The 17,691-nt window shown below is 63.9% G+C and carries 17 protein-coding genes and 1 pseudogene; 6 read left to right on the top strand and 12 right to left on the bottom strand.

Annotated features, from left to right (window positions below; translation table 11 throughout):
* Positions 1-144 precede the first annotated feature (144 nt).
* Positions 145-513: a PilZ domain-containing protein gene (locus tag H7A76_RS10065; protein ID WP_185698342.1), complete on the top strand. Its 369-nt coding sequence runs from the start codon at positions 145-147 to the stop codon at positions 511-513.
* 14 nt (positions 514-527) lie between these two features.
* On the opposite strand, the gene H7A76_RS10060 is transcribed toward H7A76_RS10065, so the two are convergent.
* The 4 genes from H7A76_RS10060 to katB all read right to left on the bottom strand — a co-directional run bounded on the left by H7A76_RS10060 (position 528) and on the right by katB (position 4,971).
* Entirely contained in the window at positions 528-1,256 is a 729-nt protein-coding gene (locus H7A76_RS10060) for a hypothetical protein (protein WP_409297378.1), read from the bottom strand.
* A 31-nt stretch (positions 1,257-1,287) separates the two neighbouring features.
* Positions 1,288-2,655 carry a DNA repair protein RadA gene (radA, locus tag H7A76_RS10055; protein WP_022641120.1) on the bottom strand — a complete coding sequence of 456 codons (1,368 nt, stop codon included), beginning with the start codon at positions 2,653-2,655 and terminating at the stop codon, positions 1,288-1,290.
* Positions 2,656-2,700: 45 nt separating this feature from the next.
* Positions 2,701-3,249, bottom strand: coding sequence for an ankyrin repeat domain-containing protein (locus H7A76_RS10050; protein WP_185698340.1), 549 nt, complete (start codon positions 3,247-3,249; stop codon positions 2,701-2,703).
* 180 nt (positions 3,250-3,429) lie between these two features.
* Positions 3,430-4,971 (bottom strand): catalase KatB, encoded by a 1,542-nt coding sequence (gene katB, locus H7A76_RS10045; RefSeq protein WP_185698339.1) that lies wholly within the window; start codon positions 4,969-4,971, stop codon positions 3,430-3,432.
* A 288-nt stretch (positions 4,972-5,259) separates the two neighbouring features.
* Between katB and mscL the strand changes: the two genes are divergently transcribed.
* Positions 5,260-5,673: a large-conductance mechanosensitive channel protein MscL gene (mscL, locus tag H7A76_RS10040; protein ID WP_185698338.1), complete on the top strand. Its 414-nt coding sequence runs from the start codon at positions 5,260-5,262 to the stop codon at positions 5,671-5,673.
* A gap of 52 nt (positions 5,674-5,725) precedes the next feature.
* Here the strand turns inward: mscL and H7A76_RS10035 are convergent, their stop codons facing one another.
* A complete protein-coding gene (locus H7A76_RS10035; RefSeq protein ID WP_185698337.1) occupies positions 5,726-6,502 on the bottom strand; it encodes a ferredoxin--NADP reductase in 777 nt (258 codons plus the stop codon).
* Positions 6,503-6,721: 219 nt separating this feature from the next.
* On the opposite strand from H7A76_RS10035, the gene H7A76_RS10030 reads away from it, so the two are divergent.
* Positions 6,722-7,846, top strand: a complete 1,125-nt coding sequence (locus H7A76_RS10030; RefSeq protein WP_185698336.1) for a methyltransferase — start codon at positions 6,722-6,724, stop codon at positions 7,844-7,846.
* A gap of 197 nt (positions 7,847-8,043) precedes the next feature.
* Here the strand turns inward: H7A76_RS10030 and H7A76_RS10025 are convergent, their stop codons facing one another.
* The 3 genes from H7A76_RS10025 to H7A76_RS10015 all read right to left on the bottom strand — a co-directional run bounded on the left by H7A76_RS10025 (position 8,044) and on the right by H7A76_RS10015 (position 10,743).
* Positions 8,044-8,211, bottom strand: coding sequence for a DUF2474 domain-containing protein (locus H7A76_RS10025; protein WP_068576418.1), 168 nt, complete (start codon positions 8,209-8,211; stop codon positions 8,044-8,046).
* Positions 8,212-8,301: 90 nt separating this feature from the next.
* Positions 8,302-9,309 carry a cytochrome d ubiquinol oxidase subunit II gene (gene cydB, locus H7A76_RS10020; protein ID WP_022641127.1) on the bottom strand — a complete coding sequence of 336 codons (1,008 nt, stop codon included), beginning with the start codon at positions 9,307-9,309 and terminating at the stop codon, positions 8,302-8,304.
* Between the two features lie 3 nt (positions 9,310-9,312).
* Complete coding sequence (locus tag H7A76_RS10015) at positions 9,313-10,743, bottom strand: cytochrome ubiquinol oxidase subunit I (RefSeq protein WP_185698335.1); 1,431 nt, start codon at positions 10,741-10,743, stop codon at positions 9,313-9,315.
* A 511-nt stretch (positions 10,744-11,254) separates the two neighbouring features.
* On the opposite strand from H7A76_RS10015, the gene H7A76_RS10010 reads away from it, so the two are divergent.
* On the top strand, positions 11,255-12,499 hold the full coding sequence (locus H7A76_RS10010; protein WP_185698334.1) for an MFS transporter: 1,245 nt from the start codon (positions 11,255-11,257) through the stop codon (positions 12,497-12,499).
* 26 nt (positions 12,500-12,525) lie between these two features.
* Here the strand turns inward: H7A76_RS10010 and H7A76_RS10005 are convergent, their stop codons facing one another.
* Complete coding sequence (locus H7A76_RS10005; protein ID WP_185698333.1) at positions 12,526-12,975, bottom strand: DUF4879 domain-containing protein; 450 nt, start codon at positions 12,973-12,975, stop codon at positions 12,526-12,528.
* A gap of 206 nt (positions 12,976-13,181) precedes the next feature.
* Between H7A76_RS10005 and H7A76_RS10000 the strand changes: the two genes are divergently transcribed.
* Positions 13,182-14,477 carry an NCS2 family permease gene (locus tag H7A76_RS10000; RefSeq protein ID WP_185698332.1) on the top strand — a complete coding sequence of 432 codons (1,296 nt, stop codon included), beginning with the start codon at positions 13,182-13,184 and terminating at the stop codon, positions 14,475-14,477.
* Positions 14,474-15,553, top strand: a complete 1,080-nt coding sequence (gene trmA / locus H7A76_RS09995; protein ID WP_185698331.1) for a tRNA (uridine(54)-C5)-methyltransferase TrmA — start codon at positions 14,474-14,476, stop codon at positions 15,551-15,553. The genes H7A76_RS10000 and trmA overlap by 4 nt, the downstream gene beginning before the upstream one ends.
* Before the next feature lie 371 nt (positions 15,554-15,924).
* On the opposite strand, the gene H7A76_RS09990 is transcribed toward trmA, so the two are convergent.
* From H7A76_RS09990 to pcaG, 3 genes and pseudogenes are all read right to left on the bottom strand, one after another.
* Positions 15,925-16,149, bottom strand: a complete 225-nt coding sequence (locus tag H7A76_RS09990) for a hypothetical protein (protein ID WP_185698330.1) — start codon at positions 16,147-16,149, stop codon at positions 15,925-15,927.
* 96 nt (positions 16,150-16,245) lie between these two features.
* Positions 16,246-16,922 (bottom strand): annotated as a pseudogene (locus H7A76_RS09985) (TetR/AcrR family transcriptional regulator).
* A 157-nt stretch (positions 16,923-17,079) separates the two neighbouring features.
* Positions 17,080-17,685 (bottom strand): protocatechuate 3,4-dioxygenase subunit alpha, encoded by a 606-nt coding sequence (gene pcaG / locus H7A76_RS09980; RefSeq protein ID WP_185698329.1) that lies wholly within the window; start codon positions 17,683-17,685, stop codon positions 17,080-17,082.
* Positions 17,686-17,691: the final 6 nt, after the last annotated feature.

Below are 17,691 nucleotides of genomic sequence, written 5' to 3'. Positions count from 1 at the left end.
GCAGCTTCGCGGGCCGGCTTCGCGCTGGCGGCGAATGTCTCCCGGGCAGCGCTTACGGCGACTGCTTCGCAAGGCGCGACATGGGTTGTAGCGGCGGGCCGGTGCCGGGGTCTATAGTCAGTGCACCACGCAGAGGGCCAGTCCATGAGCGAGCAACACGACGACCGCCGACGCTTCAAACGTATCGCCTTCGATGCCAAGACCGAACTCAGCCAGGGCACCCACCGCTGGCCGGTGCAACTGCTGGACCTGTCCCTCAAGGGCTTGCTGATCGAGCGCCCCACTCCCTGGCTGGGAGATCCCAAGCGCCCCTTCGAAGCCGATATCCACCTGGGCCAGGACGCCGATGTGCGCATGGACGTGCAATTGGCCCATGACAACAACGGCCAGCTGGGTTTCGTCTGCCTGCATATCGGCCTGGAGTCCATCGAGCACCTACGGCGCCTGATCGAGCTGAACCTGGGCGACCCCGAGGAGCTGGAGCGGGAGCTGGGCGCGCTGATCGATATCTGACCTGCCGCATCCAGTCAGGGAAACAGCGCGGGCTCGGGGAAGTCCTGCTCCAGGTCCCAGTAGCCCGGCTGTTGTCGGGAAACCGCCGTCCACTGTCCATCGACATAGCGGAAGGTGCGATAGGTGGTGATGAACTCATCGTCCACCATGGTCGAGGCCGACGAGACCTGCTGGATGGTTTCGGTCCCGCCGCCGCTGGCGGGCACTATCTGCCAGGCCGCCTTGCCGGTATGGCTGAACATCAGCGGCCGCTTCTCGCCACTCTCGTCCTGGCATGGCACCGGGTCCAGGCGATTCTGCGCCGGTACCAGCACCTCGGTGAGCGGACCGCTGTAGCTGCCCAGGGGCGCGGTCTGGTCGATGGACAAAAAGAAGGCCGGCGATGGCAGGCCGCTGAGCGGGGCCTTCTTCACATTGGCCAGGGGATAACCCAGGGCCCGCTGCGCCAACACCTGGCCACTGTCCGAAACCAGGCGCGCCTGGGCCTCCAACGGCTCCGCCGGCTGGCCGTCCGCGGCCTCTGGGAGATTGTCCGCGTCCATGCCGCTGCCCCAGTTTTCGTCATGGACCTCCTGGGTGATGCGTTGGTCTTCCAGCACCTGCAGCGTCGTGCCATCCCCCACCGGCAGTTGTTGCGCGATCCAGTAGCCTGGCGGCGCCTCGGCCTGCTGGGCCAGGGCCAGGCTGCAACCACAGAGCAAGCCGATCCCCAGCAACCAGTCCTTCATGTTTGTCATGCCCATATCGTGTGCGTCCTTTCAGTAACAGCCCGAGTTATTCGAAAAGTGCGTCCAGCGCCTGCTCCAGACGGGTCACGGCGATGATCTTCAGCCCTGCCGGCGGCTCCTTCGGCGCGTTGCCCTTGGGCACGATGGCCCGCTTGAAGCCATGCTTGGCCGCTTCCTTCAAGCGTTCCTGGCCACTGGGCACCGGGCGCACCTCGCCGGACAGGCCCACCTCGCCGAACACCAGCAGGTCATGGGGCAACGGCCGGTTGCGCAGGCTCGACATCACCGCCGCCATCAACGCCAGGTCGGAGGCGGTCTCCAGCACCTTGACCCCACCCACCACGTTGAGGAACACATCCTGGTCGTGGGTCGGGATGCCGCCGTGCCGGTGCAGCACCGCCAGCAGCATGGACAAGCGGTTCTGATCCAGGCCCAGGGTGACCCGGCGCGGGTTGGCCAGGTGGCTGTCATCCACCAGCGCCTGGACCTCCACCAGCATCGGCCGGGTGCCTTCCCAGGTGGCCATGACCACGCTGCCCGGCACTTCCTCCTGGGCCCGGGTGAGGAAGATCGCCGACGGGTTGGAGACCTCCTTCAGCCCACGATCGGTCATGCCGAACACGCCAAGCTCGTTGACCGCGCCGAAGCGGTTCTTCACCGCCCGCAGCAGGCGCAGGCGGCCATCGGATTCCCCCTCGAAATACAGCACGGTGTCCACCATGTGCTCCAGTACCCGCGGGCCGGCCAGGGCGCCTTCCTTGGTCACGTGGCCGACCAGGAAGATCGCCGTGCCGCTCTGCTTGGCATAGCGCACCAGCAAGGCGGCGCTCTCGCGCACCTGGGACACGCCGCCCGGAGCCGATTGCAGTTGCTCGGTGAAGATGGTCTGGATGGAGTCGATCACCATGACCTTGGGCTTTTCTACCCGGGCCGTGGCGATGATGGTCTCGATGCAGGTCTCGGTCATTACCCGCAACTGGTCCTGGGGCAGGCCCAGGCGCCGGGCGCGCATCGCTACCTGCTGCTGGGACTCCTCGCCGGTGACGTACAACGCCGGCATGCGCGTGGCGATGTTGCACAAGGTCTGCAGCAGGATGGTCGACTTGCCGATCCCCGGATCACCGCCGATCAGCACCACCGAGCCATCCACCAGGCCACCACCGAGCACTCGGTCGAGCTCGCCGGAAGCGGTGGAGAAACGCGGGATCTCCTCGACGCTGACCTCGGCCAGGGTCTTGATCTGCGCCTGCTGCCCGGCCCAGCCGGTACGCCCGGCGGGTGCCGCGGCACCGCCGCTTTCGATCATGGTCTCGACCAGGGTGTTCCAGGCGCCGCATTCACCGCATTGCCCGGCCCATTTGGGAAAGGTGGAACCGCACTCGGTGCAGCCGTACATGCGCTTGGCCTTGGCCATCTGAACCCCCGGCAAAAACCGCGATGATAGCTCAGCTGGCGCCGATCAGCGCGGCGCGGCGGTGCGGATCTGCCCGCTGGCCAGGCGCGTGGGGCTATTGCCCAGCGGATCCTCGGCCTCAAGATCGGCGCCCTTGGCCGCCAGGGCCTGGAGCAACTCGGTACGCTTGAACAGGCCGGCGTACATGGCCGCCGTCTGGCCAGCGGCATTGCGCTGGTCGGGACTGCAATCGGCCGCCATCAGGCGCCGGGCAATCCGTACCTCGCCCTTGAAGATCGCCCCCATCAACGCGGTATTACCGCGCTCATCCTGGGCGCAAGCATCGGCGCCGGCGGCCAGCAGGCGCTCCACCGCCGCCCCGTGGCCGTGATAGGCGGCCAGGATCAGCGCGGTATAGCCCTTCTCGTCGCGGGTATCGAGGGAGTAGCCGGCCTCGATGAAGGTGTCGAGGATCTCGATATCACCGCGGCGGGCGGCATCGAAATAGTAGTTGGCCAGCTGGGCCTTGACCGCTACCGGGTCGGCGGGGATCGGTTGCTCCGCATAGGCCTCCAGAGAGCAGACGGCCAGCAGCAGTGAAATGAACAGGCGCATGGTACGACTCCCGTTGTCTCAAGAAACTCCGTAAGCGCGAGCCTTGCCCGCGATGGCTCCAGCCCGGGTCACAGGGCTCCAGGCAGAACCGGTATCGGGGCCGCTACGCGACCCATCGCGGGCAAGCCTCGCTCCTACAAAGAAAGGCGCGTCACGCCCGGGGCGTCACGCGGGTCGAGGTCAATCCGCCAGCTTGGCGGCCAGGGCCTTGACCCGGGCCAGGTCGCCCTTGGCCACCTTGGCCACGCCAGTGCCGTACTCGGGATCGGCCTTGTAGAGGAACGACAGCATGATGTGCTTGCTCTGGTCGTCAGTGTCGGCCAGGGATTGGCCGAAGCTCTCGATCAGGTCCTGGCGCTCCTTCTGGCTGTAGGAGCGGTACAGGTCGCCGGCCTGCTTGAAGTTCTGCTCACGCTGGATCTTCGCCTGCTGGGTGCTGCCCGCCAGCGCCAATTGGCTGTAGCGCGCCGCCGCGGGCTCTTCGCGTGGCTCAAGACGGCTCGGCTGGTAGTTGACCCCGCTCTGGGTGTGCCCCAGGTTCATGGCGCCGTCCTGGTTGCCATTGTTCACCGCGACCTTCGGCGCATTGATCGGCAGTTGCAGGGCGTTGGCCCCCAGGCGGTACATCTGGGTGTCGGCGTAGGAGAACACCCGGCCTTGCAGCAGGCGGTCCTCGGAGGGCTCGATACCCGGCACCAGGTTGGCCGGAGCCATGGCCACCTGCTCGGTTTCCTGGAAGACATTGGCCGGATTGCGGTTCAACACCATCTGCCCGACCTTGCGCTCGGGAACACCGGGCCAGATCTTGGTGGCATCCAGTGGATCGAACTCAAACTTGGCCAGGTCCTCGGGCTTCAATACCTGGACATACAAGTCCCACTTGGGAAAGTCCCCTTTATTAATATGGGATACCAAGTCATGGGTCATATGGCTGTAGTCGCGCCCCTGGACCTCGACCACTTGTTTAGGATCGAGATTCTTCACGCCCTGCAAACTCTTCCAGTGGAACTTCACGTAGTGCACTTCGCCCTTGGCGTTGATCAACTTGTAGGCGTGCACGCCATTCCCGTCCATTTCCCGATAACTGGCCGGAGTCCCGGAATTGGAATACAGCTCGGTCAAAGTGCGAGTGGCTTCGGGAACATGGGAGAAGAAATCGAAACGCCGCGAATCATCGTCCAGGTTGGTACGCGGATCGGGCTTGAAAGCATGGACCATGTCCGGGAACTTGATGGCATCACGGATGAAAAAGGTCGGGAAGTTGTTGCCCACCAAGTCCCAGTTGCCATCCGCGGTGTAGAACTTGGTGGCGAAACCCCGCGGATCGCGCAGGGTTTCCGGGGAATGGTTGCCATGCACCACCGCCGAGAAGCGCACGAACACCGGGGTTACCTCGCCAGCGGCGAAGACCTTGGCCCGGGTCAGGTCGGTAAGGTTGTCGGTGACGGTGAAGGTGCCGTGGGCGCCGGTGCCGCGCGCATGCACCACCCGCTCTGGGATACGCTCGCGATCGAAACGCTGGAGCTTCTGGATCAGTTGCACATCTTGCAGCAACACCGGTCCAGTGGCGCCCGCGGTCTGCGAGTTCTGGTTGTCGCCTACCGCCGCGCCGTTGTCGCGGGTCAGTGTGGCGGCCTGTACGGAAAGGGACAGCATACTGGCGGCAAGCACGCCCAGTACGCCGCGCGGGGAAAGACTCCCCAGGCCGATAGAAACAGTCATGTCGGATTCCTCTAGTTATATAGGGCGTATCTCGATACGCCTGCCAGAGGCTAGTGGCTAAACATTTGAAAGCTAAATAGAAAGCCCGCAAGCGCTTGATTGACAGAATGTTGTGGTTATACCGGCGATGGCGAGGTATATCGCGCGCGAAAAATGATGGCACTTTGATTAAACTCTTCGCCGATATATCGGTCATACGCCGCGAGCTGTAGAAAGTTGAGTCGGCAAAACGCTTTTTGCTGACTTACACTGCTGTAACCAACCTCATCTGCAACAAGGAAATAACCTATGGGCGTGTTAAGTGAGTTCAAGGCCTTCGCGGTCAAAGGTAATGTGGTCGACATGGCCGTCGGTATCATCATCGGCGCTGCATTCGGCAAGATCGTCTCGTCCTTCGTCGGGGACGTGGTCATGCCACCAATCGGCCTGCTGATCGGCGGCGTGGATTTCGCCGACCTGGCCATCACCCTCAAGGCGGCCGTGGGCGACACGCCAGCGGTGGTCCTGGCCTATGGCAAGTTCATCCAGAGCATCATCGACTTCATCATCATCGCCTTCGCCATCTTCATGGGCGTGAAGGTGATCAACCGCCTCAAGCGCGAAGAAGCCGTGGCGCCAGCGGAACCGCCAGTTCCGACCAAGGAAGAAGTGCTGCTGACCGAGATCCGCGACCTGCTCAAGGCCCAGAACGACAAGTCCTGAGGCACGCCGTAGCGACCCGTGGCCGCGAAGCAGCGGCCACGGGGCTTTTCCCCTACCAATAGGTTTCCACTGCCACCTGTCCCGGGCGTCGGCTCAGGCTCAGGTTCAGGCCCCGCTGCTTGAGCAGGGCCCGGGTGTCGTCGATCATCTGCGGGTTGCCGCAGAGCATCACCCGCGAGTGTTCAGGACTCAGCTCCAGACCCGCCACGCGCTCCAACTCACCGCTTTCGATCAACTGGGTAATGCGCCCGTTGAGGCTGCCCGGATGCTGTTCGCGGGTAACGGTGCTGATGAACTGCAGCTTGTGGGCAACTTCGGCCAGGTATTCCCGCTGGGGCAACTCGGCGAGCAATTGCTGGTAGGCCAGCTCCCTGGCCTCGCGCACGCTGTAGACCAGGATGATGCGCTCGAATCTCTCCCACACCTCGAAGTCCTGGAGAATCGACAGGAATGGCGCAATGCCGGTGCCTGTGGATAACAACCAGAGGTCGCGCCCATCGACGAAACGGTCCAGGGTCAGGTAACCGAAGGCCTGGCGATCCACCAGCAGGCTGTCGCCTTCTCGCAGGCGGCTCAGCTCACTGGTGAACTCGCCGTCGGGCACGACGATGGAAAAGAACTCGAGGAACTCGTCGAACGGCGAAGACACCATGGAATAGGCACGCCACACCGTACTGCCGTCGGCCCGGGTCACCCCGAGGCGGGCGAACTGGCCGGAACGGAAGCGAAAACCCGGGTCCCGGGTGGTACGCAGGGTGAACAGGCTGGGGGTCAGCGGCTGGACATCGAGCAGGGTCTGGCGGGTGTACTTTTCTTCACTGGCAGTCATGACGAACTCCACAAAACCGATGTTCCTAGTGTCCCGCAAAGCGTCGTGCACAAACACCGGTGGTTTGTAGTGGCATAGACGGCGGGCAATCACCGGCGAAAAAACGTAAAATCGCCGCATTTGCACAAGCCCGCCCGCGCATTGCAACAGCGCTGCCCGAAGGCTCCTGTCCGCCACGCTCCCGCGCCGACAGGCCCACCTATTACCTAGAGTCCGCCCATGCCCCTGCTTGCCAGCCCCTTCGCCCAGCTCGACCTGATCCGCCAGCCCGAACAGCAGAACGAGCCGCTGCAAGCCTTCGACGCCGCGGACGAATACCTGCTCAACCACCTGGCCGAGCAGCAACCAGCCGAGGAAAGCCGCGTGCTGGTGCTCAACGACAGCTTCGGTGCCCTGGCCGCGAGCCTGCTGGGCAAGGTCCGGATCACCAGCAGCGGCGACTCCTACCTCGGCGCCCTGGCCCTGGAAAAGAACCTGGCACGCAATGGCCTGCCCTTCGATGCCGTGCAAGTGCTGCCGGCCAGTGCCCCCCTGGTGGGTCCCTTCGACCGGGTGCTGGTCCGTGTCCCCAAAACCCTGGCCCTGCTGGAGGAGCAACTGATCCGCCTGCAAGGCCAGCTGACGCCCGGGGCCCAAGTGGTGGCCGCGGCCATGGTCAAGCACCTGCCCCGGGCCGCCGGCGACCTGCTGGAGCGCTACATCGGCCCGGTCCAGGCGTCGCTGGCGGTGAAGAAAGCCCGCCTGCTGATCGCCACCGCCGAGGCCAGGTCGCCGCTGGCCTCGCCCTACCCGACCCGCTATCGCCTGGACAAGCCGGCCATCGAGCTGCTCAACCACGCCAACGTGTTCTGCCGCGAAGGCCTGGACATCGGTACCCGCGCCTTCCTCCCGCATCTGCCGCAGAACCTGGGCAATGCCCGGGTCGCCGACCTGGGCTGCGGTAACGGCGTGCTGGCCATCGCCAGTGCCCTGGACAATCCCCAAGCCCGCTACACCCTGGTGGACGAGTCGTTCATGGCCGTGCAATCGGCCCGGGAAAACTGGCAGGCGCTGCTGGGCGAACGCGAAGCCGTGATCCGTCCCGGTGACGGCCTGGCCGGCCAGGAGCCGCAGTCCCTGGACGTGGTGCTGTGCAACCCGCCGTTCCACCAGCAGCAGGTGGTGGGCGACTTCCTCGCCTGGCGCATGTTCCAGCAGGCCCGGGAAGCCCTGGTGGTGGGCGGCGCGCTGTACATCGTCGGCAACCGCCACCTGGGTTATCACAGCAAGCTGGCCCGGCTGTTCCGCGGTGTCGAACAGGTGGCGGCGACGCCCAAGTTCGTCATTCTCAAGGCCCGCAAGTAACCCCGCCCACGTAGGAGCGAAGCTTGCTCGCGATGAATCCCCGTGAAATACCTGAAGCACCGCGTTCTCGCTCATCGCGAGCCCATCGGCTGCGCCTGCAAAGAAAAAACGTAGCAAGCCCAGGTCAAAAAAAACCCTCCAATGGAGGGTTGTAAACCGCGCCGCACGACACGGGATGGGATGAGCAGTGCTGAAGATCAGTGCGTGGTCAGGCCCGCGGCGTTCATGAACATGCGCATCAGGCTCGCTACCAGGAACAGGGCCAGGACGCTACCGCCCCAGATCATGGCCAGCCAACCCAGGCGTTGCCAGAGCGGCTTCTTCTCGGCTTCTTCAATTTCCTGCAATGAATGTTTACCAGCCATCATCGAATGCTCCTTTCAAAAGGGAGGCGATGGCGCCTGCAAGGGCGCCATCGCGAGCAAGCTTCGCTCCTCTCGAGGAGCGGCGCCTGGCTAGTGATAGCCGTCCTCGTGGGTGACCTTGCCGCGGAACACGTAGTAGCTCCAGAAGGTGTATCCCAGGATGAACGGAATGATGAACAAGGTGCCCACCAGCATGAAGCCCTGGCTCTGCGGTGGCGCGGCGGCGTCCCAGATGGAGATCGACGGCGGCACGATGTTCGGCCACAGGCTGATGCCCAGGCCGCTGTAGCCGAGGAAGATCAATACCAGGGTCAAAAGGAACGGCGTGTAGTGAGCGTTGCGTGCCACGGCCCGCAGCAGCCCGTACAGGGTCACCAGCACCAGGATCGGCACCGGCAGGAACCAGAACAGGTTCGGCAAGGTGAACCAACGCGCGGCGATCTCGGCATGGGCCAGGGGCGTCCAGATACTGACCACGCCGATCACCGCCAGCAGGACGAAGGCCAAGGGCCGCGCCAGGTCATGCATCTGCAGCTGCAGCTTGCCTTCGGTCTTCATGATCAGCCAGGTGCAACCGAGCAAGGCATAGGCCACCACCAGTGCCAGGCCGCAGAACAGCGTGAAGGGCGTCAGCCAGTCCATCGAGCCGCCGGCGAACTGGCGGTTGACCACTGGCAGGCCATCGATGAAGGCCCCCAGGGCCACGCCCTGGAAGAAGGTGGCCGCCGCGGAACCGCCGATGAAGGCCTTGTCCCAGATATGGCGCTTGGCTTCCTTGGCCTTGAAGCGGAACTCGAAGGCCACGCCACGGAAGATCAGCCCCACCAGCATCAGGATCAGCGGCATGTACAACGCCGAGAGCACCACCGAATAGGCCAGCGGGAAGGCGCCGAACAGCGCCGCCCCGCCCAGTACCAGCCAAGTCTCGTTGCCGTCCCAGACCGGGGCGACGGTGTTCATCATTACGTCACGGTCGCGGCTGTCCTTGACGAACGGGAAAAGAATCCCGATCCCCAGGTCGAACCCGTCCATGACCACGTACATCATGATGCCGAAGATGATAATCACGGCCCAGAGCAGCGGAAGATCGATACCCATGACTCAATTCCCCTTGTTCAGGCTGGTGCTGTGGTCGTCATCGTCGGCCGCGGAAAGCGGACGGGCCGGCGTGCGTTTGCGGCCGGGGCCACCGTGGCTGGTCTCGGCGCCTTCGTTGGTCACCGGTCCCTTGCGCACCAGGCGCATCATGTAGCCGATACCCACGCCGAACAGCGCGAAATACACCACCACGAACAACGCCAGGGTGATGCTCATTTGCACCAGGCTATGCCCGGAAGAAGCATCGGCGGTGCGCATCAGGCCGTAGACCACCCAGGGCTGGCGACCGATCTCGGTGGTGAACCAGCCCGCGAGGATCGCGATCAGGCCGGACGGCCCCATCCACAAGGCCAGGTACAGGAACGGCCGCGAGGTGTAGAGGCTGTCGCGCTTGCGCAGCCAGAGGCTCCACAGGCCGGTGAAGATCATCAGCATGCCCAGGCCGACCATGATCCGGAACGACCAGAAGACGATGGTCGAGTTGGGCCGGTCCTCGGGCGGGAACTCCTTGAGCGCCGGCACCTGCTTGTCCAGGCTGTGGGTCAGGATGATGCTGCCCAGGTAGGGGATTTCCACGGCGAAGCGGGTTTTCTCGGCCTTCATGTCCGGCCAGCCGAAGAGGATCAGCGGGGTCGGCTCGTTACCGACGTTCTCCCAGTGGCCTTCGATGGCGGCGATCTTCGCCGGCTGGTGCTTGAGGGTGTTGAGACCGTGGAAATCACCGATCACCGCCTGTACCGGGGCCACGATCAGGGCCATCCACATGGCCATGGAAAGCATGCGCCGGATCGCCGGGTTGTCCCGCCCACGCAGCAGGTGCCAGGCCGCCGAGGAGCCGACGAAGAACGCCGTGGCCACGAACGCGGCTACCGCCATGTGCGCCAGGCGATAGGGGAAGGACGGGTTGAAGATCACCGCCAGCCAATCCACCGGGATCACCTGGCCGTTGACGATTTCATAACCCTGCGGAGTCTGCATCCAGCTGTTGGACGAGAGGATCCAGAAGGTCGAGATCAGGGTACCGATGGCCACCATGACCGTGGAGAAAAAGTGCAGCTTGCGCCCGACCTTGTTCCAGCCGAACAGCATCACCCCGAGGAAGCCGGCCTCGAGGAAGAACGCCGTCAGCACCTCGTAGGTGAGCAAGGGGCCGGTGACAGAACCGGCAAAATCGGAAAATCGGCTCCAGTTGGTACCGAACTGGTAGGCCATCACCAGGCCGGACACCACGCCCATGCCGAAGTTGACGGCGAAGATCTTCGACCAGAAGTGGTAGAGATCGCGGTAGGTATCGTCGTGGGTCTTGAGCCACAGGCCCTCGAGTACCGCCAGGTAGCTCGCCAGGCCGATGGTGATCGCCGGGAACAGGATGTGGAACGAGATGGTGAATGCGAACTGGATTCGGGCGAGATCAAGAGCCTCTAAACCGAACATAAGCTTTCCTCTGTCAGGTAATACCGGCTGCCGGCCAGAGGCCTGCACCCACTGCCCCCACGGATATGGAGTGCGGCGAATTCGGATTCGTTCTTTTAAACCATCGCTACGCAGGGATCCTGGCCTTGCGGCCACCACACCAATCCTCGAAAAAGGCCTTGATCTGGATCAATCAACGTTAAAAGAGTAGTCCTAAATTTAGTGCGCAACTCTGTGGTTATTTGCCGCGTGACAGCTTGCCTCACCCTCTCAAGACCGGGGTTTCCCGACACTTCTCCAGCACACATCCCCCCGTAGCCGCTGCTGAGCCCGCGAAGCTGCGACAAGGTCCACAGGACCTTCGGCGTCCGACCGATCAGCCGGAGCCTGCGGCCGCGGCAACAGGGACTGTCATCGAAAAAAGGAGCCAGAAGCGAGATAGATGCGCGGCTAACGATTTTCCCTGGACCGCAACTATTGGTTACATCTTGGTGGTAACCTCGCGGCACTCCCCGCTCAGATTTGCCTGCCGATGCCCAGCCCAGAACCTTTGCTGCTCCGCCACCACCGTCCGTTCATCGCTTTCTGGATAGCCCGGATCTTCACCGCCAGCGGTTTCCAGATGCTCACCGTGGCCATCGGCTGGAATCTCTACCAACTGACTGGCAACGTCCTCGACCTGGGCCTGGTGGGGCTGGTGGAGTTCGCCCCACGGGTGCTGTTCATGCTGCATACCGGGCACGTGGCCGACCGCTACGACCGGCGCCGCGTGGCCGCCATCTGCCAGTCGCTGCAAGCCTTGATCGCCCTGTCCCTGGCCATCGGCAGCCTGACCGACAGCGTCAGCCGGGAGCTGATCTTCATCCTAGCGTTCCTGCTCGGCAGCGCCCGTTCCTTCGAAATGCCCACCACCCAGGCCCTGCTGCCAAGCATCGTGCCCGCCGCACTGTTTCCCCGGGCGGTGGCCGCGGCCCAGTCGGCCCAGCAATCGGCGACCATCGTCGCCCCGGCCCTGGGCGGCTTGCTCTACGCCTTCGGCAGTGTCTGGGTCTATGGCCCGACCGTGGTGCTGTACTTGATCGCCTGCCTGCTGATGCTCAACTTGCCGGCGCGCCAGGCCGCCCTGAACAAAAGCAAGGCGACCCTGGACTCGCTGCTGGCGGGTATCCGCTTCATCCGCAGCCGCCCGGACATCCTCGGCGCCATCTCCCTGGACCTGTTCGCCGTACTGCTCGGCGGCGCCACCGCGCTGTTGCCGGTGTTCGCCAAGGACATCCTGCTCACCGGCCCCTGGGGCCTGGGCCTGCTGCGCTCGGCGCCGGCGGTGGGTGCCTTGCTGATGTCGCTGTGGCTGGCGCGCTTCAGCGTCGAGCGCAAGGTGGGACGGGTGATGTTCACCGCCGTCGGGGTGTTCGGCGTGGCGACCATCGCCTTCGGCCTGTCCACCTCGTTCTGGTTCTCCTTGGCCGTGCTGGTGGTACTGGGGGCGGCGGACATGATCAGCATGGTGATCCGCGCCTCCTTCGTGCAGTTGGAAACCCCGGATGAGATGCGCGGCCGGGTCAGCGCAGTGAACGGCCTGTTCATCGGCGCCTCGAACCAGCTGGGGGAGTTCGAATCCGGGCTAACGGCCCACTGGTTCGGCACCGTGCCGGCGGTGGTGCTGGGCGGGGTCGGTACGCTGCTGGTGACCGGGACCTGGATCAAGCTATTCCCGACCCTGGCCCAGCGTGACCGGATGCACGAACCACAAATGGAGCAAACCCGGGCTGGCTAGCTGGCCGAACCGGGATCGCCGGCGGCCTACTTGATGTAGATTTCTGCGCTCATGCTGTTGCCCGGCGCATTGATCGAAGTGTTGGTGAAACGGAAGGCGCCTTCCTTCTTATCGGCCAGGTCGAAGATATAGAGGTAGCCGGCGGTGATCCCGCCAGGGGCGCAGGGCTCGTAGCTGGAGCCATCTTCGCACACCGGGGTCCGAGTCCCGTCGACCTCGAAGCCGTCCAGGGTCACGTAGGGCTCGCGGCCATAGCCGATCTCCAGCACATAGACCTTGATGCCCGGCCCGCTGTGGTCGCACTGGGTCCGTTCACGACCGTCGGAGACATCCTCCAGCCCGCAGGCTGGCGACAGCACCTTGAGGATTTCCACCTGGCTCAAGGGCGCGGCAGAACCGGCCGTGGCCGAGGCGGCGAACCAGCAGGCCGCGGTTCCCAGCAGCGCCAAGACGGTCGTTTTCACTGTACTGCGCATAAATCCCCCTCGAAATCAGGGCGCAGTATGCGCTACTTGCCCACCCGGCAAAACATCGACGACGATCGCAGCCATTGGCCCACGCTGCTGGTATGATGCGCGGCTTTTCCCGACCCCAGGCAAATCCACAGGCGCATCAGGCAGTCTGTGCTTTGCTGTTGGAGTCGATACATTCACGGCGCCCAGCGGCGCCACGGGGAGCAGACATGCTGGAAAGGCTGTTTCAACTCAAGGCACACAACACCAACGTGCGCACCGAGATACTTGCGGGCGTTACCACCTTCCTGGCCATGGCCTACATTCTTTTCGTCAACCCGAGCATCCTCGGCGAGACCGGCATGGACAAAGGCGCGGTGTTCGTCGCCACCTGCCTGGCGGCGGCCATCGGCTCCACCGTCATGGGCTTGATCGCCAACTACCCGATCGCCCTGGCACCCGGCATGGGCCTGAACGCCTTCTTCACCTACACCGTGGTCCTGCACATGGGCCATACCTGGCAAGTGGCGCTGGGTGCGGTGTTCATCTCGGCGGTGCTGTTCTTCCTGCTGTCGATCTTCAAGATCCGCGAGTGGATCATCAACAGCATCCCCCTGCCCCTGCGCTCGGCCATCGCCGCCGGTATCGGCCTGTTCCTGGCGCTGATCGCCCTGCACAACGCCGGCATCGTGGTCAGCAACCAGGCCACCATGGTCGGCCTGGGCGACTTGAAGAAACCTGCGCCGATCCTCGCCACCCTGGGCTTTGCCATGATCGTCGCCCTGGAGGCCCTGAAGGTCCGCGGCGCGGTGCTGATCGGCATCCTCTCGGTGACGGTTGTTTCCATCCTGTTGGGCGTTACTCCATTCGGCGGCGTGACCTCCATGCCACCGTCCCTGGCCCCGACTTTCCTGCAGCTGGACATCAAGGGCGCCCTGGACATCGGCCTGGTGAGCGTGATCTTCGCCTTCCTGTTCGTCGACCTGTTCGACAACTCCGGCACCCTGATCGGCGTGGCCAAGCGCGCCGGCCTGATGGGCAAGGACGGCCACATGCCGAAGATGGGCCGGGCCCTGATCGCCGACAGCACCGCGGCCATGGCCGGCTCCCTGCTGGGCACCTCCACCACCACCAGCTACATCGAATCCGCGGCGGGCGTGAGCGCCGGCGGACGCACCGGCCTGACCGCCATCGTAGTGGCGGTCCTGTTCCTGCTGGCCTTGTTCTTCTCGCCGCTGGCAGCCAGCGTCCCGGCCTTCGCCACCGCACCGGCGCTGTTGTTCGTGGCCGTGCTGATGACCTCGGGCCTGGCGGAAATCGACTGGGACGACATCACCGTCGCCGCTCCGGTAGTGGTCACCGCCCTGGCGATGCCGTTCACCTACTCCATCGCCAACGGCATCGCCTTCGGCTTCATTGCCTGGACCGCGATCAAGCTGCTGACCGGCCGCGCCCGTGAGCTCAACGCCCCGCTGGTGATCCTGTCGATCCTGTTCGTGGCCAAGCTGGGTTGGTTCAGCGCATGACTTTCGACGCCGCAAGCTACAGCACCCAGTTGCAGGAAAAGGTCACGCGCCTGCGTGGCCTGCTGGCGCCCTTCGACGCGCCCGAGCCCCAGGTCTTCGATTCGCCGCTGCAGCACTTTCGCCTGCGCGCCGAGTTCCGCCTGTGGCGCGAAGCCGGCGAGCGCCACTACGCGATGTTCTCCCAGGAGGACAAGCGCACGCCGATCCTCATCGAGCAGTTCCCCATCGCCAGCCAGCGCATCAACCAGTTGATGCCGCAGCTCAAGGCCGCCTGGCAAGCCAGCCACGCCCTGAGCCACAAGCTGTTCCAGGTGGAGTTCCTCACCACCCTGGCCGGCGATGCAATGATTACCCTGTGCTACCACCGCCCGCTGGACGAGCACTGGCACCAGGCCGCGAGCCAGTTGGCCGCCGAGCTGAAAGTCAGCGTGATCGGCCGTTCCAAGGGCAAGCGTGAAGTGATCGGCCAGGACTACGTGGTGGAACGCCTGGACGTGGGCGGTCGCAGCTTCAGCTACCGCCAGCCTGAAGGCGCCTTCACCCAGCCCAACGGCACGGTGAACCAGAAGATGCTCGACTGGGCCTATGCCGCCCTGGGCGAACGCCAGGATGACCTGCTGGAGCTGTACTGCGGCAACGGCAACTTCACCCTGCCCCTGGCCACCCGGGTGCGCAAGGTGCTGGCCACCGAGATCAGCAAGACCTCGGTCAACGCCGCCCTGAGCAATCTCAGCGAAAACGCCGTGGACAACGTCACCCTGGTGCGCCTGTCCGCCGAGGAGTTGACCGAAGCGCTCAATGAAGTACGGCCGTTCCGTCGCCTGCAAGGCGTGGACCTGAAGAGCTACGCGTTCGGCAGCGTGTTCGTCGACCCGCCACGGGCCGGCATGGACCCGGACACCTGCGAGCTGACCCGACGCTTCGACAACATCCTGTACATCTCCTGCAACCCGCAAACCCTGGCGGCCAACATCGCCCGGTTGCACGACACCCACCGCATCGAGCGCTGCGCCCTGTTCGACCAGTTCCCCTGGACCCACCACATGGAATCCGGGGTCCTGCTGACCCGGCGCTGATCCGCTGTCCCCGCTACGGCCGTCCTCGTGACGGCCGTTGGCATTTCTGGCGCCCATTCATGGTCCCGTGCCTGCTCCGGATAGCCGCTGCCGCAGGCTGCGCACGGGCGCGCAACGGCCGCAGTGTGTGGGGGGCGCGATTGTTGAAGGCCCTGCGGGCCTTGTCGCAACCTCGCAGGCTCGACAGTGGCTGCAGGACCGGGTGGAAGTACCCGGCCAGTTGCGCAAGGTCCTGCTCGTTGAGCAGCCCGGCCTGGTACTTGAGCTGGATGCGCGCCAGCAAGTAGGCGTGCCGGGCACCTTACGGTCAGTCGAGAATGATTTTCAATTGCCATAGCCATCAGCCACAGGTCGCGCCTGGGGCCGATGGCTCATTCGGACTTGAGCTGCAAACGCGAGAGCAGGCCGAGCAACAGCACGTTGAAGAGGATCAGCAACAGGCTGCTGAGAATGCCGAGCAGGTTGATCAGCTGGGTCGGCAGCCAGTCGAGCGGGCTGATACCCGCCATGGACAGCAAGCGCTCGCCAAACCAGAAACCGTCGACGACGATCATCAGGATCAGGATGATTTTCAGGGTGGGGACGGGGTTGCCCATGGAGCCTTCCTTGTCGAGGGAAATGTCATGGAGCCGGCTGGCTCGTGCATGCGATTTTAATGGGCGGCCATGGCCCATGCCAATGCCGGCGACCACTCAGGCTTGCAGGTAGCGCAGCACCGATTCGCAGATCATTTCCCGATGCCGGCGCTTGACCGTCTCATCCGGCAGGTCGAGCTGGAAGATCTCGCCGAAGGTATGGCGATTGGAAACCCGGAAGAAGCAGAACGAACTGATCAGCAAATGCACATCAGGGCATTCAACCCCCTGCGAAACAGGCCCTCCTTGACTCCGCGCGCGAGGATTTCGTCCAGGGCATGCAGGACGCTGTTGTTCATCGCCTTGATCACCTGCGACTGCTTCACGTACTCGGCGTTGTGGATGTTCTCGATGCTGACGATCCGCACGAAATCAGCGTTGTGATCATGGTGGTCGAAAGTGAACTCCACCAGGCGGCGAATGGCTTCCGGTGGCGTCAGCTCCGTCAGCTGCAGGCGGCTCTCGGTGCTGCGGATATCGCCATAGAGCTTCTCCAGCACTTCGACGTACAACTGCTCCTTGCTGCCGAAGTAGTAATAGATCATGCGCTTGGAGGTATGGATACGCTCGGCGATGGCGTCCACCCGAGCCCCGGAAAGCCCCTGCTGCACGAACTCGATAACCGCCTCCTGGAGGATGTTCTCGCGGGTCTTTTCCGGGTTGTTCTTGCGGCTCTTGCGCGGCGCGAGAGCCGCTTTTTCAGGCACAACGGAGCGTTCACTGGTCATTGTCATTCTGGGCTCACAGCCATCACTCACAAGCCGGCGATTATGGGCTGCGTCAGGCCGCGAAAGAAAGCGCCGAGGGGGCCTGCCAGCCCCCTCGGTTACAGATCTTCTACAACTTGGAACCCGCGCTGAACCGCCAGCCGGAGCGCACCAGGGCAACGACCTAGAAATCGAAGAACACCGTCTCGCCCTCGCCCTGGAGCCGGACATCGAAACGATAGGCGCGCTGGCCATCGACCTCGCAAGGCCGCGCCAGCAAGGTTTCCCGGCGCTGCGGCTGCTCGATCAGGTTCAGCACCGGGCACCGCTGGTTGGCTTGCGGCTCATCGGCGAAGTACAACCGGGTGTGCAGGTGGATGTTGATCCCCCGGGCGAACAGCAGCACGTTGATATGCGGTGCCATGGGCAGGCCGGCGGCATTGTTTACAATTCCAGGCTTGACTGTATGCACGATCCACTCTCCAGCATCGAAAGTGGTGGCGGCCCGGCCGAAGCAGTTGAAGGGCTTTTCCGTATCGAAGATCGGGTCATGGATGCCTTCATGGTTGGCCTGCCAGAACTCCAGGAACGAGTCGCGTACCAGGTGGCCATTGCCGTCGTAGACGTGGCCCAACAGCAGGATGTGCTCGCCCGGGGCATCTTCCCTGGCCAGCCGATTGCAAATTTCCTCGGGCCGGGCGGGATTTCCCGCGGCGGCCAGGGCCAGGCCGATATGCACGTAGGGCCCAGCGGTTTGCGAGGGGGTTTCCGGCAACAGTCGAACGGGCATGGCGGG

The organism is Pseudomonas sp. MSSRFD41 (assembly GCF_014230245.1).
Classification (GTDB): Bacteria; Pseudomonadota; Gammaproteobacteria; order Pseudomonadales; family Pseudomonadaceae; genus Aquipseudomonas; species Aquipseudomonas piscis.
Note: the sequence above shows the minus strand (reverse complement) of the source record. Positions and strands in the feature narration are given on the sequence as shown.

Bases quoted from the DNA above. Each gene is read 5' to 3' on its own strand.
- H7A76_RS10065 (WP_185698342.1), top strand. From the start codon at position 145: ATGAGCGAGCAACACGACGACCGCCGACGCTTCAAACGTATCGCCTTC.
- H7A76_RS10060 (WP_409297378.1), bottom strand. From the start codon at position 1,256: ATGGGCATGACAAACATGAAGGACTGGTTGCTGGGGATCGGCTTGCTC.
- radA (WP_022641120.1), bottom strand. From the start codon at position 2,655: ATGGCCAAGGCCAAGCGCATGTACGGCTGCACCGAGTGCGGTTCCACC.
- H7A76_RS10050 (WP_185698340.1), bottom strand. From the start codon at position 3,249: ATGCGCCTGTTCATTTCACTGCTGCTGGCCGTCTGCTCTCTGGAGGCC.
- katB (WP_185698339.1), bottom strand. From the start codon at position 4,971: ATGACTGTTTCTATCGGCCTGGGGAGTCTTTCCCCGCGCGGCGTACTG.
- mscL (WP_185698338.1), top strand. From the start codon at position 5,260: ATGGGCGTGTTAAGTGAGTTCAAGGCCTTCGCGGTCAAAGGTAATGTG.
- H7A76_RS10035 (WP_185698337.1), bottom strand. From the start codon at position 6,502: ATGACTGCCAGTGAAGAAAAGTACACCCGCCAGACCCTGCTCGATGTC.
- H7A76_RS10030 (WP_185698336.1), top strand. From the start codon at position 6,722: ATGCCCCTGCTTGCCAGCCCCTTCGCCCAGCTCGACCTGATCCGCCAG.
- H7A76_RS10025 (WP_068576418.1), bottom strand. From the start codon at position 8,211: ATGGCTGGTAAACATTCATTGCAGGAAATTGAAGAAGCCGAGAAGAAG.
- cydB (WP_022641127.1), bottom strand. From the start codon at position 9,309: ATGGGTATCGATCTTCCGCTGCTCTGGGCCGTGATTATCATCTTCGGC.
- H7A76_RS10015 (WP_185698335.1), bottom strand. From the start codon at position 10,743: ATGTTCGGTTTAGAGGCTCTTGATCTCGCCCGAATCCAGTTCGCATTC.
- H7A76_RS10010 (WP_185698334.1), top strand. From the start codon at position 11,255: ATGCCCAGCCCAGAACCTTTGCTGCTCCGCCACCACCGTCCGTTCATC.
- H7A76_RS10005 (WP_185698333.1), bottom strand. From the start codon at position 12,975: ATGCGCAGTACAGTGAAAACGACCGTCTTGGCGCTGCTGGGAACCGCG.
- H7A76_RS10000 (WP_185698332.1), top strand. From the start codon at position 13,182: ATGCTGGAAAGGCTGTTTCAACTCAAGGCACACAACACCAACGTGCGC.
- trmA (WP_185698331.1), top strand. From the start codon at position 14,474: ATGACTTTCGACGCCGCAAGCTACAGCACCCAGTTGCAGGAAAAGGTC.
- H7A76_RS09990 (WP_185698330.1), bottom strand. From the start codon at position 16,149: ATGGGCAACCCCGTCCCCACCCTGAAAATCATCCTGATCCTGATGATC.
- pcaG (WP_185698329.1), bottom strand. From the start codon at position 17,685: ATGCCCGTTCGACTGTTGCCGGAAACCCCCTCGCAAACCGCTGGGCCC.